Annotated in this window: 11 protein-coding genes; 9 read left to right on the top strand and 2 right to left on the bottom strand. The window is 59.9% G+C overall.

What is annotated here, in order from left to right:
* Positions 1–8: 8 nt before the first annotated feature.
* From E2F51_RS10630 to E2F51_RS10600, 7 genes are all read left to right on the top strand, one after another.
* Positions 9–719, top strand: a complete 711-nt coding sequence (locus E2F51_RS10630) for a GntR family transcriptional regulator (RefSeq protein ID WP_134823435.1) — start codon at positions 9–11, stop codon at positions 717–719.
* A 27-nt stretch (positions 720–746) separates the two neighbouring features.
* Positions 747–2,015 carry an urea ABC transporter substrate-binding protein gene (gene urtA, locus E2F51_RS10625; protein ID WP_013200673.1) on the top strand — a complete coding sequence of 423 codons (1,269 nt, stop codon included), beginning with the start codon at positions 747–749 and terminating at the stop codon, positions 2,013–2,015.
* Between the two features lie 97 nt (positions 2,016–2,112).
* Positions 2,113–3,687, top strand: a complete 1,575-nt coding sequence (gene urtB / locus E2F51_RS10620; RefSeq protein WP_134823434.1) for an urea ABC transporter permease subunit UrtB — start codon at positions 2,113–2,115, stop codon at positions 3,685–3,687.
* Positions 3,687–4,763 (top strand): urea ABC transporter permease subunit UrtC, encoded by a 1,077-nt coding sequence (gene urtC / locus E2F51_RS10615; RefSeq protein ID WP_134823433.1) that lies wholly within the window; start codon positions 3,687–3,689, stop codon positions 4,761–4,763. The genes urtB and urtC overlap by 1 nt, the downstream gene beginning before the upstream one ends.
* Positions 4,756–5,547: an urea ABC transporter ATP-binding protein UrtD gene (urtD, locus tag E2F51_RS10610; protein ID WP_013200670.1), complete on the top strand. Its 792-nt coding sequence runs from the start codon at positions 4,756–4,758 to the stop codon at positions 5,545–5,547. The genes urtC and urtD overlap by 8 nt, the downstream gene beginning before the upstream one ends.
* A gap of 1 nt (position 5,548) precedes the next feature.
* Positions 5,549–6,247 carry an urea ABC transporter ATP-binding subunit UrtE gene (urtE, locus tag E2F51_RS10605; RefSeq protein ID WP_053140410.1) on the top strand — a complete coding sequence of 233 codons (699 nt, stop codon included), beginning with the start codon at positions 5,549–5,551 and terminating at the stop codon, positions 6,245–6,247.
* Positions 6,248–6,568: 321 nt separating this feature from the next.
* Positions 6,569–10,516: a non-ribosomal peptide synthetase gene (locus E2F51_RS10600; protein ID WP_134823432.1), complete on the top strand. Its 3,948-nt coding sequence runs from the start codon at positions 6,569–6,571 to the stop codon at positions 10,514–10,516.
* On the opposite strand, the gene E2F51_RS10595 is transcribed toward E2F51_RS10600, so the two are convergent.
* Positions 10,491–12,446 carry a sigma-54-dependent Fis family transcriptional regulator gene (locus E2F51_RS10595; protein WP_134823431.1) on the bottom strand — a complete coding sequence of 652 codons (1,956 nt, stop codon included), beginning with the start codon at positions 12,444–12,446 and terminating at the stop codon, positions 10,491–10,493. The genes E2F51_RS10600 and E2F51_RS10595 overlap by 26 nt on opposite strands.
* 199 nt (positions 12,447–12,645) lie before the next feature.
* Between E2F51_RS10595 and E2F51_RS10590 the strand changes: the two genes are divergently transcribed.
* Complete coding sequence (locus tag E2F51_RS10590; protein WP_134823430.1) at positions 12,646–13,425, top strand: TIM barrel protein; 780 nt, start codon at positions 12,646–12,648, stop codon at positions 13,423–13,425.
* A 52-nt stretch (positions 13,426–13,477) separates the two neighbouring features.
* A complete protein-coding gene (locus E2F51_RS10585) occupies positions 13,478–14,401 on the top strand; it encodes a sugar ABC transporter substrate-binding protein (RefSeq protein WP_134823429.1) in 924 nt (307 codons plus the stop codon).
* Between the two features lie 40 nt (positions 14,402–14,441).
* On the opposite strand, the gene E2F51_RS10580 is transcribed toward E2F51_RS10585, so the two are convergent.
* Positions 14,442–15,392, bottom strand: coding sequence for a LysR family transcriptional regulator (locus E2F51_RS10580; RefSeq protein WP_134823428.1), 951 nt, complete (start codon positions 15,390–15,392; stop codon positions 14,442–14,444).
* Positions 15,393–15,407 lie beyond the last annotated feature (15 nt).

Here is a 15,407-nt window from a genome sequence, read left to right as displayed (position 1 = left end):
GAGTCAGGATGCAGGAACTTCAGTCCAAACGCGGTAAGGCCCGACCGGAAGCGCTGGCGGAAAAGGTCTACCAGACCATCAAGAACGACATTTTCGATTTCCGCCTGATGCCGGGTGACCGCTTCAGCGAAAGCGAAATGGCAGAACGGATGGAGGTCAGCCGCACGCCGGTGCGGCAGGCGCTGTTCTGGCTGGAGCGTGAAGGCTATGTCGAAGTCTATTTCCGCAGTGGCTGGCAGGTTCGCCAGTTCGACTTTGAATACTTCGAAGAGCTTTACGACCTGAGGATTGTGCTGGAGTGCGAGGCGGTGCGCCGCCTGTGCAGCATGCCGCCTGCGCGCGCCAGCGAACTGCTGAGCGCGTTAAGCCTGTTTTGGGTGGAGGCGCCACGGCTGGAAGACGGCAAGGCGGTTTCCCTGCATGACGAAGCGTTTCATATGGCGATGGTCGCCGCCGCCGGCAACAGCGAAATGGCGCGCATCCCCGCTGAACTGACCGAAAAAATTCGCATCATTCGTCGTCTCGACTTTACCCGGGAAGACCGCATTGAGGCGACCTATCACGAGCACGCCCGGATTTTGCAGGCGGTTTTACATCAACACGCTGAGGAGGCCCAACGCATTCTGACCGACCATATCGCTGTCAGTAAGGCGGAGGTCAGAAAGATCACGCTGCATATGCTGCAACAGGCAAGGCTACAACCGGATTCACAACCATAAACAACAATACTTTTGAGGGTTCGCCAGATGAAAAGACGTTCACTGCTCAAGGCTTTTGCGCTATCCGCCACGGTTGTCAGTATGGGCTTGTCATGGGGTGCGCAGGCTGCGGACACCATAAAGGTCGGGATCCTCTCGTCGCTCTCCGGCACCATGGCGATCTCCGAGACGCCGCTGAAGGACGTGGCGCTGATGACCATCGACGAGATTAACGCCAAAGGCGGCGTTCTGGGCAAAAAGCTCGAACCGGTGGTGGTTGACCCGGCCTCGAACTGGCCGCTGTTTGCCGAGAAAGCCCGTCAGTTGCTGACGCAGGATAAAGCGGCGGTGGTGTTTGGCTGCTGGACATCGGTATCGCGTAAATCGGTATTGCCGGTGTTTGAAGAGCTGAACGGCCTGCTGTTCTATCCGGTGCAGTATGAAGGCGAAGAGATGTCGCCAAACGTGTTCTACACCGGCGCAGCGCCTAACCAGCAGGCGATCCCGGCGGTGGAATACCTGATGAGCGAAGATGGCGGCAGCGCCAAACGCTTCTTCCTGTTGGGCACGGACTACGTCTATCCGCGTACCACCAACAAAATCCTGCGCGCCTTCCTGCATTCAAAAGGGGTGAAGGACAGCGATATCGAAGAGGTGTACACGCCGTTTGGTTACAGCGATTACCAGACCATCGTGTCGAATATCAAGAAATTCTCGGCGGGCGGTAAGACCGCGGTGATCTCCACCATCAACGGTGACTCCAACGTGCCGTTCTACAAAGAGCTGGCGAATCAGGGCATCAAAGCCACTGACGTCCCGGTGGTGGCCTTCTCCGTCGGTGAAGAAGAGCTGCGCGGCATTGATACCAAACCTCTGGTCGGTAACCTGGCGGCGTGGAACTACTTCGAATCGATTGATAATCCGGTGAACAAGCAGTTTGTGGCCGATTACCGTGCTTACGCCAAAGCGCACAACCTGCCGAACGCCGCCACCGCAGTGACCAACGACCCGATGGAAGCGACCTACGTCGGCATCCATATGTGGGCGCAGGCGGTTGAGAAAGCCGGCACCACCGATGTGGATAAAGTGCGTGCGGCAATGGCCGGACAGACCTTTAAAGCACCAGACGGCTTTACGCTGACCATGGACCAGACCAACCACCACCTGCACAAGCCGGTGATGATTGGTGAAATCGAAGATAACGGTCAGTTCAACGTGGTCTGGCAGACCGATAAGCCGGTACGTGCTCAGCCATGGAGCCCGTATATCGCCGGTAACGATAAAAAGCCTGACTATCCGGTGAAAACCACCAAATAACACCCACGGGCGGACGCCAGTTCGCCCGTAAGATCCTTACCGAAAGGGCCGATGCGTCGGCCTGTTTTCTGCAACCCTGACATGGACGGGCATTGCGATGACGATTCGCCCTTTACGCACATTTTTGCTGGCCCTGTGCCTGCTGGCCCCGCTGTCGGCCTTTGCCGGTCCGGCGGCGGATTTTGCGGCCGCCAGCCGCAGCGACCAAATCACACTTTTACAGAGGTGGGCGGCGACACCCGATCCGTCCCGTCTGCCCTTTCTTCAGGCCCTGCGTAACGAAAACGTGGTGCTGGATGAGCACAAACAGCCGTTCAGCGAGGTTGACGGCAAACTGAGCGCGCTGGACAGCGTGGCGCAACCGACGGGCAGTACCAAAAAGCTGTTTATGAACAACCGCCTGCGGGTAATGATTGCCACCACGCTGGCGGCGCATCAGCTGGTCAGCGACAGCGTGGCAACGCGCCTGAGCGCGGCGCGCGCGCTGCAAAACGACGCGCAGGCCGATCAGCTGCCGCTGCTGACCCAACGTCTGGCGGCGGAGAAAGACGACGGCGTCCATGCGGTACTGGCGCAGGCGGTGGCCGGTTTGCAGATTGCCGACAGCAACCCGCAGGTGCGTCTGCAGGCGGTGAAGCTGCTAGGTGAAACCAGCGACCCGCAAACCCAGGCGGTGCTTGAGCGCTTATCGCAGCCGCAGAACGAGCCGGATGCCACGGTGCGCGCCGCCGCCAGTGATGGCCTGAAGCAGATTAAACACCGGCTGGTGCTCGGCGATCTGCTGGGCCAGGCCTTTACCGGTCTGTCGCTGGGCTCGGTGCTGCTGCTGGCCGCGCTGGGGCTGGCGATCACCTACGGCCTGCTGGGGGTGATCAATATGGCCCACGGCGAGATGCTGATGCTTGGCGCCTACGCCACCTGGATGGTGCAGACGCTGTTCCAACGCTTTGCGCCGGAGTGGCTGGCGTTCTATCCGCTGCTGGCGTTGCCGGTGGCCTTCTTTGTCACCGCCGCGATTGGCATGGCGCTGGAACGCACCATTATTCGCCATCTGTACGGGCGTCCCCTGGAAACCCTGCTGGCCACCTGGGGCATCAGCCTGATGCTGATCCAGCTGGTGCGCATGCTGTTTGGTGCGCAAAACCTGGAAGTGGCGAACCCGCCGTGGCTGTCCGGTGGATTGCAGGTGCTGCCGAACCTGGTGCTGCCGTACAACCGCATGGCGGTAATTGTCTTTGTCTTTGCCGTGCTGTTCCTCACCTGGCTGCTGCTGAACAAAACCCGTCTGGGGATGAACGTGCGTGCGGTAACGCAAAACCGGGCGATGGCGGACTGCTGCGGCGTGCCCACCGGACGCGTGGATATGCTGGCGTTCGGCCTCGGTTCCGGCATTGCCGGTCTGGGCGGCGTGGCGCTGTCGCAGCTCGGCAACGTCGGCCCGGAACTGGGCCAGGGCTACATCATTGACTCGTTCCTGGTGGTTGTCACCGGCGGCGTGGGCCAGTTGGCCGGCACGGTGGTCGCCGCCTTTGGGCTGGGGATCCTCAACAAGGTGCTGGAGCCGCAGATTGGCGCGGTGCTCGGCAAGATTCTGATCCTGGTGCTGATCGTCCTGTTTATTCAGAAACGACCGCAGGGGCTGTTTGCCTTTAAAGGAAGGGTGATTGACTGATGACGCAACCGATGACGCTGATCCTGACGCAGAAAGCGCCGCGCCTGACAATCGGTATTGGCCTGCTGGCCCTACTGGTGCTGCTGGTGCTGCCTTTCCTCGCGCTGCTGCCGGCGGATAATCCGCTGGCCCTTTCCACCTATACCCTGACGCTGATTGGCAAGATCCTCTGCTACGCCATCGTCGCCGTGGCGCTGGACCTGGTCTGGGGCTACGCCGGGCTGCTGTCGCTGGGCCACGGGCTGTTCTTTGCCCTCGGCGGTTATGCGATGGGCATGTACCTGATGCGCCAGGCCTCCGGCGACGGGCTGCCGGCCTTTATGTCGTTCCTTTCCTGGAACGAGCTGCCGTGGTTCTGGACCGGCACCCAGCACTTTGCCTGGGCGCTGTGCCTGATCGTGCTGGTACCCGGCATCCTCGCGCTGATCTTCGGCTTCTTCGCCTTTCGCTCGAAGATTAAAGGCGTCTACTTCTCGATCATGACTCAGGCGCTGACCTATGCCGGCATGCTGCTGTTCTTCCGAAATGAAACCGGCTTTGGCGGCAACAACGGCTTTACCGGCTTCACCACCCTGCTCGGCTTCCAGGTGACCGCCACCAGCACCCGCATCGGGCTGTTTGTTGCCACCGTGCTGCTGCTGGTGGCCAGCCTCGGCATCGGTTTCGCCCTCGCGCGCAGCAAGTTTGGCCGGGTGCTGACCGCGGTACGCGATGCGGAAAACCGCCTGATGTTCTGCGGCTACGATCCGAAAGGCTTCAAGCTGTTTGTCTGGACGCTCTCTGCGGTGTTGTGCGGGCTGGCCGGCGCGCTGTATGTGCCGCAGGTCGGCATTATCAACCCCAGCGAAATGTCGCCCACCAACTCGATTGAGGCGGCGATCTGGGTCGCGCTCGGCGGCCGTGGCACGCTGATTGGCCCGCTGCTGGGTGCCGGGATCGTCAACGGCGCGAAGAGCTGGTTTACCGTGGCCTTCCCGGAATACTGGCTGTTTTTCCTTGGCCTGATGTTTATCCTGGTCACCCTGTTCCTGCCGCGTGGCGTCATCGGGCTGATCCGCCGGAGGAAGCATGACTGATCAACTGTTTACCCAACCCCATCCGGCCGACCGCCACCGCGACCAGACCGATCCGGTGCTGCTGCTGGAAAATATTAACGTCTCGTTTGACGGCTTTAAGGCGCTGACCAACCTTTCGTTGCAGATTGGCGTCGGCGAGTTGCGCTGTATTATCGGGCCGAATGGCGCCGGCAAAACCACGCTGATGGATGTGATCACCGGCAAAACCCGGCCGGACAATGGCCGGGTAATGTATGACCAGAGCACCGATCTCACCACCCTGTCACCGGTGGACATTGCCCGTATCGGCATTGGCCGCAAGTTCCAGAAACCGACGGTATTTGAAGCGCTGACGGTGTTTGAAAATCTGGAAATCGCGCTGAAAACCGACAAATCGGTGTGGGCCTGCCTGCGCAGCCGCCTGAGTGGCGAGCAGCAGGACCGCATTGACGAGGTGCTGAAGCTGCTGCGGCTGGGTGCCGAACGCTACCGGCTGGCCGGCTTACTCTCGCACGGTCAGAAGCAGTTTCTGGAGATCGGCATGCTGCTGGTGCAGGACCCGCATCTGCTGCTGCTGGATGAACCGGCAGCGGGCATGACCGATGCGGAAACCGAGTACACCGCCGAGCTGTTTCGCAGCCTGGCGGGGCAGCATTCGCTGATGGTGGTCGAGCACGATATGGGCTTTGTCGAAACCATCGCCGACCACGTAACGGTACTGCATCAGGGCCAGGTTCTGGCCGAGGGCTCGCTGCGCGATGTGCAGGCCAACGAGCAGGTTATCGAAGTCTATCTGGGGCGCTGACATGCTAAAAGTGTCTGAACTGAATCAATATTACGGTGGCAGCCATATCCTGCGCGGCCTCTCTTTCGAGGTGAAGACCGGGGAAATCACCTGCCTGCTCGGCCGTAACGGCGTCGGTAAAACCACGCTGCTGAAATGCCTGATGGGCATCATCCCGGCTAAATCCGGCACCATCAGCTGGCAGGATAAAACCCTTAATGGCCGCAAGCCGCATCAGCGCGTGCAGGCCGGCATTGCCTACGTGCCGCAGGGCAGAGAGATCTTTCCCCGACTGACGGTGGAAGAGAACCTGCTGATGGGGCTGGCGCGTTTTTCGGGCGCGGAAGCCAAACAGGTGCCGGAGGAGATCTACCGGCTGTTCCCGGTGCTGAAAGAGATGAAGCAGCGGCGCGGCGGCGATCTCTCCGGCGGCCAGCAACAGCAGCTGGCGATTGGCCGGGCGCTGGCCTGCCGGCCGCAACTGCTGATCCTCGATGAGCCAACCGAAGGCATTCAGCCCTCGGTGATCAAAGAAATTGGCGCGGTGATCCGCCAGCTGGCGCAACGCGGGGATATGGCGATCCTGCTGGTGGAGCAGTTTTATGACTTTGCCGCCGAGCTGGCGGACAGCTATCTGGTGATGTCGCGCGGCGAGATCGTCCAGCGCGGCCGGGGCGACAGTATGGAAACCGATGGCGTCCGCAGTCTGGTGGCAATTTAACGCAGCAAAAGAAGTGCCGGTAAACGGGGATAAGGGTCGGCATTATCCCCGTCTTTTATTTATATTCGCGCTTATTTACCCGACTTAATTAAAGCTGATTATAAACCACCATCTCGAAATAAGATGTTTATCTCCGTTAATAGTTATTTCACTTAAGTCATTATTCAGACGACCATCTCTCAATAAATAATTCCATTCTGCAAAGGGTGTGAATTATTCTCATAACAAAATAAATATAATTCCGTATCATATTTTTGAAATCTTCCTATACAATCCTTGCTGAGAATGCTTTCCCTATTTTGACTTTCCTTAACCGGAGGTATGCGCTTGTCTATTTATCCGTTAACGTCCTCACAGCAAGCCGTCTGGCTGGACCAGGCACTGACGCCCGATACGCCCTGCTACAACGTGGGCGGGCTGTGGCGCATCGACAGTCCGCTGGATACCTCCCTGCTGCACCGGGCAATTAATCTGGTATTACAGCAGCATGACGCGTTAAAAATAAAATTGACGGAAGGTGAAGAGGGAATTAATCAGACGACCGTCCATAAAAGAGAATTCATTCTCGAATGCCACGATGTCAGCAGGGAATTACAGCCGGTACACACCGCACGGGAATTATTAAACGCCCGTCTTATTCAGCCTTTCAAATTGTACGGTGAATTACTCTGGCGATCGTCTTTAGTGAAAGTGAATGCCACCACCTCTTTATGGTTAGTTAATGCTCACCATATTATTGCCGACGGCACCTCGGTGTCGTTATTAGGCCGGATGATTATCGATCGTTATAAATCGCTGTTGCTGGGACAGGCACTGGCCGTGACGGACGCCTGCGCGGGATATACCGATTTTATTGGCCAGGACCGCGACTATCTCGCCTCCAGCCGTTACCCACGGGATCGCGCGTACTGGCTGTCGCGCTTTGCCGATGCCCCGGCGTCGCTGCTGGAAAGGCGCAATGGATTTGCCGCCAGCGAAGCCTGGCCGAGCACGCAAATCCTGCGCACGCTGCCACAGGCGCGCTATCAGCAGCTGACGGCGTTTGCCGGACGCTATGGCGCGTCGCCGATGCATTTCTTTAGCGCGCTGATGGCGTGCTGGTTTGCCCGGCAGTGGCAGACGGAAGACTTTACCCTCGGCGTGCCGGTGCACAATCGCAGCGGGGCGCGGCATAAGCAGACGCTGGGGATGTTCTCGGCGATGCTGCCCGTCCGCTTGCAGATTGACACCGCCCAGCCGTTTTCTTCGCTGATCCGGCAGGTCTCTGCCGAGCTGCGCCGCAGCTATCGCCATCAGCGATTCCCGGTGGCCGAGCTGAACCGCCATCTGCGCCTCAGCCAGCAGGGGCGCCGCCAGCTGTACGATATGAGCTTCTCGCTGGAAACCTTCCCGACCGATATTGAGCTGAACGGCACGCCGCTAAAAGTGGAGGCCCTGCATCACGGCTTTGAGCAGATGCCGGTGGCGGTGTACCTGCGCCATTATCATCCTGGCGACGATCCGGTGCTGGAGTGCAACGTCAATCAGGCCTGGTTCAGCGAGCAGGAGGCCGGCAAGATTGCCGATCGCCTGCTGCACCTGCTGAACGCGATCCTCGACGCGCCGCCCGAACAGCCGATGGCGTTACTGCCGCTGCTGCTGCCCGAGGAACAGCACGCGATCCTCAACATGTGGAACGACACCGCCACCGACTGGCCACTGCCGGAAGGGATCCACCGCTGGTTTGAGCAGCAGGTCGGCAAAACCCCAGACGCGGTGGCGCTGAGTGGCGTGGCGGAGATGACTTACGCCACGCTGAACGCCGAGGCGAACCGGCTGGCGCACTGGCTGCGCGCGGGCGGGATCCAACCGGACGATCGCATTGCGCTGTGCGTCAGCCGCAGCGCCGACATGGTGATCGCCCTACTGGCGATCCTCAAAGCCGGTGCCGCCTACGTGCCGTTAGATCCGGATTATCCGCAGGACCGCCTGCAACATATGCTGACCGACTGCGGCGCGAAGCAGGTGCTGGTGGATGATGTCGGCGCCCGTGCGCTGCAACCGATCGCCAGCCTGCCGCTGGTGCATCTGCGGAATGACCAACCGCGCTGGCAGGCGGGATCGACCGACAATCTGCCGGCGCTGGCTGACGATCCGCAACGATCGCTGGCCTATGTGATCTACACCTCCGGCTCGACCGGCAAACCCAAAGGGGTGATGAACGAGCATCTGGCGGTAATGAACCGGCTGCAGTGGATGCAGGACGCCTACCCGCTGACCGCGCAGGATCGCGTGCTGCAAAAAACGCCGTTCAGTTTTGACGTCTCGGTCTGGGAGTTCTTCTGGCCGCTGATGATCGGCGCGCGGCTGGCGATGGCCAAACCGGGCGGCCATCAGGATCCCGGCTACCTGAGCGACTTTATTCAGCAGCAGCAGATCACCACGCTGCATTTTGTCCCGTCGATGCTGCAGCTGTTTTTGCGCCACGGCGAGATGGCGCACTGCCGCAGCCTGCGTCGGCTGTTCTGTAGCGGTGAAGCCCTGCCGCTGACCGCCGTCGAGCGCTGCCACCAGCAGCTTCCCGCCGTGGAGCTGCACAATCTGTATGGCCCGACCGAAGCGGCGGTCGACGTCTCTTACTGGCACTGCAAACCGGGCGAGATTGGCAGCAGCGTGCCGATTGGCCGGCCGGTGGCGAATACCCAGCTGTATATCCTCGATGCCAACCTGCAGCTTCTGCCGCCGGGCATCAGCGGCGAGCTGCACATTGGCGGCGTGCAGGTGGCGCGCGGCTACCTGAACCGCGAAGAACTCAGCCAGCAGCGCTTTATCGCCGATCCGCTGAGCGCTCAGCCGGATGCGCGGCTGTATAAAACCGGCGATCTGGCGCGCTGGCGGGAGGATGGCAACATCGAGTATCTGGGCCGCAATGACTTCCAGGTCAAACTCCACGGCCTACGCATCGAGCTGGGCGAAATCGAGCAGCAGATTGTCGCCTGCCCGCAGGTGGAGGATTGCGTGGTGCTGGCCTGCGAGGATGACGACGGCGATAAAAGGCTGATTGCCTGGGTGGTGGCACGGCCCGATCCGCAGCTGGCGGACAGCCTGCGCCAGCAGATCGGGCAATCGCTGCCGGAGTTTATGATCCCGGCCAGCTTCGTCAGGGGGGATGCCCTGCCGCTGTCGCCGAACGGTAAGCTGGACCGAAAAGCGCTGCCGATGCCTGCCGCCGACGCGCAACCTGCCTTTACGCCGCCGGCCACCGCGCAGGAACGGCTGTTAGCGGCCTGCTGGAGCGATCTGCTGGGCGTCTCGCCTGTCGGTCGCGATGACGACTTTTTTGCCCTCGGCGGCCACTCGCTGCATGCCATTCAGCTGATGATGCGGCTGAGAAAGCGGGGGATTGAGGTGGAAATGAAGACGCTGTTTGCCCATCCCAAACTGCGTCAGCAGGCTGAAGCCCTCAGCCAGCCTGCGACGGCACAGAGCCCGCAGTGGGTCGACACGCCTGCACCGCTGGCCAATCTGCTTAAGCAGCTGAATCGCCCGCAGCAAACCTTTGATCTGATCCAGCCGTCAAATGCCGCCACGCAAGGTGACGATCTGGGGATGATCCATCCGGCGGTGGTCGGCTGCGAGATCTATCAGGATCTGGCGGACAGCCTGAGCGGAAAATTCAACGTGCTGGGGATCAACAACTACAACCTGCACAACCGTCCGCACATTCCGACGCTGGCGGCGTTAGCCAGCTACTATCTGCAGCATATGCTGCAATGGGGCATGCCGACCGACCGGCCGGTGCGGCTGCTGGGCTGGTCGCTCGGCGGGGTGATCGCGCTGGAAATCGCCGCACAGCTTGAACAGCGGGGCTATACCCAGCTGCAGGTTTGCCTGCTGGACTCGCTGTATCAAACCGAGGTGCAACAACGGGTCGCGCCCGGCATGTTGGCGTCGCTGCTGAAGGCGATTGGGCTGGAAGGCGATGCGGCAAAACGCGCGATTCAGGCGGAAGAGACCGAGTTGAGCATCAATAATCAGGCGGTCAGTTCGCCATTGCGTCACACCCAGGTGACCTTGCTGAAAGCGATGCAGTTTTTCGATTTAAGCGACAGCGGCACGGCCGAAGGCAATGAGCTGCTGGCGATTAAGGATAACGGCGTAGGCGCGCTCTGTTCCTCGCTGAAAATCGTGCCGCTGGCGGCCAATCACCATTCGATTATCCTGTGTCATCAGGAGATTGCCGCCGCGTTATCCGCTGTCGGCGTCAGCCGCGAAACTCATCCACACTGATACCGTGCTTCTTCAGCTTGTTGTATAACCCGGCGCGGGAGACCCCCATCTTCTGCGCCGTTTTACGCAGATTGCCGTTAAGCGACGCCAGCATGTTAACAATATGCGCCCGCTCGTGGCTGTCCAGCCGCTGCGAGTCGCCGGATTTCGGCCGCTCTTCGGTGGCGATCTCTTCCGGCAGATCCCCGGCATCAATCAGCAGCTTGTCGCTGAGGTTAATCGCCCGCTCGACAATATTCTCCAGTTCCCGCACGTTACCCGGCCACGGATACTGCTCCAGCGCGGCCATCGCCGCCGGGGTAAACTGCATGCTGGCCTTCTTCAGTCGGGTACACATTTTCTCGCTAAACCACTCCACCAGCTGCGGCACGTCGCCGGTCCGCTCGCGCAGCGCCGGGATGCGCAGGGAAATTACGTTCAGACGGTAAAACAGATCGCGCCGGAAGGCGCCCGTTTCGATCGCCCGTTGCAGATCGCAGTTGGTGGCGGCAATAATCCTGACGTTGACCTTCACCGGACGCTGCGCGCCGATGCGCATCACTTCCGCCTCCTGCAACACGCGCAGCAGGCTGGTTTGCGCTTCCAGCGGCATATCGCCGATTTCATCGAGGAACAGCGTGCCGCCGTCGGCCAGCTCAAACTTGCCTGCCGCCCCGCCGCGCCGCGAGCCGGTAAACGCGCCGTCGACGTAGCCAAACAGTTCACTTTGCACCAGATCGCGCGGTAAAGCGCCGCAGTTGACCGCAATAAACGGCCCGCCGTGGCGCGCGCTGCCGTTGTGGATCGCCTGCGCGAACAGCTCCTTGCCGGTGCCGCTCTCGCCGGTCAGCAGCACCGTACTGTCACTGCGGCTGCTGGTGCGCGCTTTATCGAGCACTTCCGATAGCGCGGTCGAACGTCCGCAGATCATCTCAAAGGTGTAGCTGGCACCGATGCCCATCACCTGGCGGGTGATCGCCCGGATACGCTGATTATCGCGCAGCGAGACGATCCGCCCACCGTCCGGCGCCGGCATCACCGACACCAGGCAGGAGACGCGCGGCCGATCCTGCGGCTGAAACACCACTTCGCGGTCGTTGCAGAAGGTGATGCCGGTGAGCGTCACGCCCTCCGGGTTTAACGCGCTGTCGACCGATTTTCCGGTCAGCATCATGCCGTGGAAAATTTGCCGGGCGTAGCGGTTGATGGTTTTGATGATGCCGCGCGCATCGGTGACGATCACCCCTTCGTTCAGCGTTTCCAGAATGGAGCGCTGTTCGGCCAGCAGGCTGCGCAGTACCAGCTGGCGGCCAATGGCTTCGGCCGCGGCCTGCACCGTGCCGAGGGTGTGATAGTGGAAATTGTCCTGGCTGGCGGTCAGGGTCAGCACGCCAATCATCCGCCCTTCCGCATTGCGCACCGGCGCGGCGGCACACTGCCGGTGCCGCTGACGCAGCGCCTGTTTCCAGTTCTCGCCATTCAGCACGTAGACCAGCCGCTGTTCGTTAAGGCAGCGTCCGGTGCAGTTGGTGCCCATCACCGACTCGCGCAGAATGCTGCCGACCGGCGTCAAATCCAGCCCGCAGTAGCATAAGGTCACGCCGTTGGCGTCGGTCAGATTGATGTGCCCGTCCGGGTTATAGGCCAGCAGGCTTTGCATAATGCTGTCCGCCACTTCGATCAGCTCCGCATGGTTTTCCAGAATCGCCTTCAGTTCGTCCTCGGCAGGGAAAACGTAGTTGATGGCACCGGGATCGATACCGGCGTCACGGCTGGCCTGCCAGGATGCGCGGATCTGCGGACGCAGAAAAGAGGGCTCCTGCCCGGCTACAAACGCCCGCCAGGCCAGCTCAAACTGGGCATCCCAGCGGCTGGCTTCTGCCCCTTGCGGCAGACTGAGTTTACCTTCGCACTCTTCCACTATCGCGCCTGCCAAAACAGGTATATGCATTTTGTTCTCCCCCTTTCTGGAATGTCCATTTTATCGACATGTTGAGTTTACATGTCGATTTTGTGTTCACTTTGTGATCGAACGTCGACTGACAGGCCGCTAATCTGCGGGTTTTGCCACTGGCATAACATTTGCTTATTAGTGATTAGCCTGCATCCCTGCGGCTGGCCAATTGAACAAATGACTTCGGAGGAAGGACATGACCCTTTTCACTCTTTCAGTGTGTGCTGAAATGGTTTTCCTGGAACTGCCGTTTATCGAGCGCGTGAAACGGATCCACCAGTTGGGCTTTGGCGTGGAACTCTGGAACTGGCAGAACAAAGATATTCCGGCGCTGGCGGCTACCGGCGCGCGCTTTACCTCGATGACCGGCTACCTGTCCGGCAATTTTACCGATGACCGTGAGATCGCCAGCCTGCTGGCCAGCGCGGAAGTGTCGCTGGGCGTGGCTGAGCAGCTCGGTTGCCCGTCGCTCAACCTGCACGGCACCGGGCTGGATGAGAAAGGCCTGCCGGTGAAGCCGGTGGAGGTGGTGACCGGCGCGATGTGGCTGAAGGCCGCCAGCACGCTGGAAAAACTGGCGACGATGGCGGAACGCGCAGGCAAGGTGTTCACCCTGGAAAACCTGAATACCGCCGTCGATCATCCCGGCACGCCATTCGCCAAAGCCAGTGAGGTGCTGGCACTGGTCGAGGCGGTCAACAGCCCGCATCTGCGCATCAACCTCGACCTGTACCACGCGCAGATCGGCGAAGGAAACCTGATTGAGCTGGTGAAAAGAGCCGGCAGCGCGATTGGCGAAATTCAGGTCGCCGACGTTCCCGGTCGTCAGGAACCGGGCACCGGAGAGATCAACTACCGCGCCATTGCCAATGCCCTGCGGGCGATGAATTACCAGGGCGTGGTGGCGATGGAAGGCTGGGCATCAGGCGACAGCGAGACCGCCCTGATGCGTTTCAAAGAGCAGTTTATGTTGTAACCCATAACAAAATATCCCCAACAAGGGGAAAAACCCTACAGGAAGAATCGCTATGAAATTATCTCAATCGTTACTGTTGGTCTGTACGCTGGCCCTCAGCCCGTTAAGCCAGGCAAAAGAGCAAACCGTTGGCGTGGCGCTAGCCAACTTCGACCTTAACTTCGTTTCGATCCTGCGTACCCAAATGGTGAAAGAGCTGGCGAAAGAGAAGATCCATGGCCAGTTCGAGGATGCCAAAGGCGACGTTGCCGTGCAGGTGCAGCAGGTGGAGAACTTTATTAACCAGGGCGTCGACGCCATTATCCTCAACCCGGTGGATACCCAGGCGGTGAAACCGATGATGGAAGCCGCCAGCCGGGCCAAAATCCCGTTGATTTTCGTTAACCGAAAGCCGGAAATTCCGTTAAGCGCCAATATGGCCTATGTCGGTTCAGATTCTGAACTCGGCGGCAAAATGGAGATGGAAGCGCTGGCGAAAAAGATGAACTACAAAGGCAACGTGGCGATTTTGATGGGCGCGCTGTCGGCGGAAGAAGCCCGTCAGCGTACCAAGGCCACCGAAGAGGTGATCGCCAAATATAAGGATATGAAGGTGGTTGAGAAGCAGTCCGCGCAGTGGAGGCGTAACGAGGCGGTGGATGTCACCTCCGGCTGGTTGCTGAACGGCGACAAGATTGATGCGATTGCCGCCAACAATGACGAAATGGCGATCGGCGCGATCATGGCGCTGCAACAGGCCGGCAAAAAAGATGTGCTGGTCGCCGGCATCGACGGCACGCCCGATGCGCTGCGCTTTGTGAAGTCCGGCAAGCTGTCGCTGACCATCTTCCAGGACGCGGCCGGTCAGGGCATCGGCGCGGTGCAGACGGCGAAGAAAATGCTCGCCGGTGAGAAAGTTGAAAGCACCATCTGGATCCCGTACCAGACCATTACCCCTGAGAACTACACCGAATTTATGACCAAAAACAGCAAGTAACCGATAGGGGAGCCTGGCTCCCCTGTTCTTCCACCGTCGTTTATCGCGGCGCGGGCAACCGTTGAGCAAAGTAGTCGCTGAGAAAATCGATACAGGTTTTAATCCGCAGTGAGTGGGAGGAACGTTGGGTATAGACCGCCCAGATATTCGCCTGCTGATACCACGCTGGCAGGATCTGCACCAGCTCGCCGCTGGCCAGATGCTTCGCCACGTCCCACGCCGATCGCAGCACAATCCCTTGTCCGCGCAGCGCCCAGGCCAGCACCACGCTGCCGCTGTTGGACGAATGCTGACTGTTGACCCGGCAGACAATACTGTCCTCGCCGTTGGTCAGCGCCCAGTTGCCGAACGCCGCGCTTCTTTCCTGAATAATCAGGCAGTCATGCTGTCGCAAATCATCCAGCGATGTCGGTACGCCAGCCTGACGCAGATAGTCCGGTGAGGCGCACAGGATCCGGCGGTTAGCCGCCAGCTGCCGGGCGATATAGAGATCTTTAATTTCATCGCCGACGTGGATTTCGATGTCGATCCCTTCATCCACCAGATTCACTTCCCTGTCACTGAGCATCAGCTTCACGTTCAGCCCGTTATGCAGATTCATCAGGCCGGACAGGGCATCCGCCATATATTCGTGACCAAAACCAAACGAGCAGCTGAGGGTGATATTGCCGGTCACCGCGCCGCGCAGCCCGTTAAGGTCGCTGACAAAATCGCCGACGCCGCTGACGATTTGCATCGCCCCTTCCAGCGCAATTTCCCCTTCGGCGGTCAAGCGCATGCTGCGGTTATTACGGAAGAACAGCCGGATATCCAGCTGCTTTTCCAGCAAGGCAATCCGCTTGCTGATGGTGGACGGCGACAGCCCCAGCTCCTGTGCCGCGCGGGCGAAACCGCCGTTACGCGCCACGGTGACAAACACCGACAGATCGTCAATGGCAGGCCAGCCCTCAACAGGCTGGCGGAGATTTTTTCCGGCGGAAGGGGTTTTCATCGTCACCAAAAACAG

The sequence above is a fragment of the Erwinia sp. QL-Z3 genome (assembly GCF_004551645.1).
Classification (GTDB): domain Bacteria; phylum Pseudomonadota; class Gammaproteobacteria; order Enterobacterales; family Enterobacteriaceae; genus Erwinia; species Erwinia billingiae.
This window is presented reverse-complemented; position numbering and strand designations above follow the sequence as displayed.

Excerpts from the sequence above, each read along its gene's own strand:
- E2F51_RS10630 (WP_134823435.1), top strand. The coding sequence starts at position 9 with ATGCAGGAACTTCAGTCCAAACGCGGTAAGGCCCGACCGGAAGCGCTG.
- urtA (WP_013200673.1), top strand. The coding sequence starts at position 747 with ATGAAAAGACGTTCACTGCTCAAGGCTTTTGCGCTATCCGCCACGGTT.
- urtB (WP_134823434.1), top strand. The coding sequence starts at position 2,113 with ATGACGATTCGCCCTTTACGCACATTTTTGCTGGCCCTGTGCCTGCTG.
- urtC (WP_134823433.1), top strand. The coding sequence starts at position 3,687 with ATGACGCAACCGATGACGCTGATCCTGACGCAGAAAGCGCCGCGCCTG.
- urtD (WP_013200670.1), top strand. The coding sequence starts at position 4,756 with ATGACTGATCAACTGTTTACCCAACCCCATCCGGCCGACCGCCACCGC.
- urtE (WP_053140410.1), top strand. The coding sequence starts at position 5,549 with ATGCTAAAAGTGTCTGAACTGAATCAATATTACGGTGGCAGCCATATC.
- E2F51_RS10600 (WP_134823432.1), top strand. The coding sequence starts at position 6,569 with ATGCGCTTGTCTATTTATCCGTTAACGTCCTCACAGCAAGCCGTCTGG.
- E2F51_RS10595 (WP_134823431.1), bottom strand. The coding sequence starts at position 12,446 with ATGCATATACCTGTTTTGGCAGGCGCGATAGTGGAAGAGTGCGAAGGT.
- E2F51_RS10590 (WP_134823430.1), top strand. The coding sequence starts at position 12,646 with ATGACCCTTTTCACTCTTTCAGTGTGTGCTGAAATGGTTTTCCTGGAA.
- E2F51_RS10585 (WP_134823429.1), top strand. The coding sequence starts at position 13,478 with ATGAAATTATCTCAATCGTTACTGTTGGTCTGTACGCTGGCCCTCAGC.
- E2F51_RS10580 (WP_134823428.1), bottom strand. The coding sequence starts at position 15,392 with ATGAAAACCCCTTCCGCCGGAAAAAATCTCCGCCAGCCTGTTGAGGGC.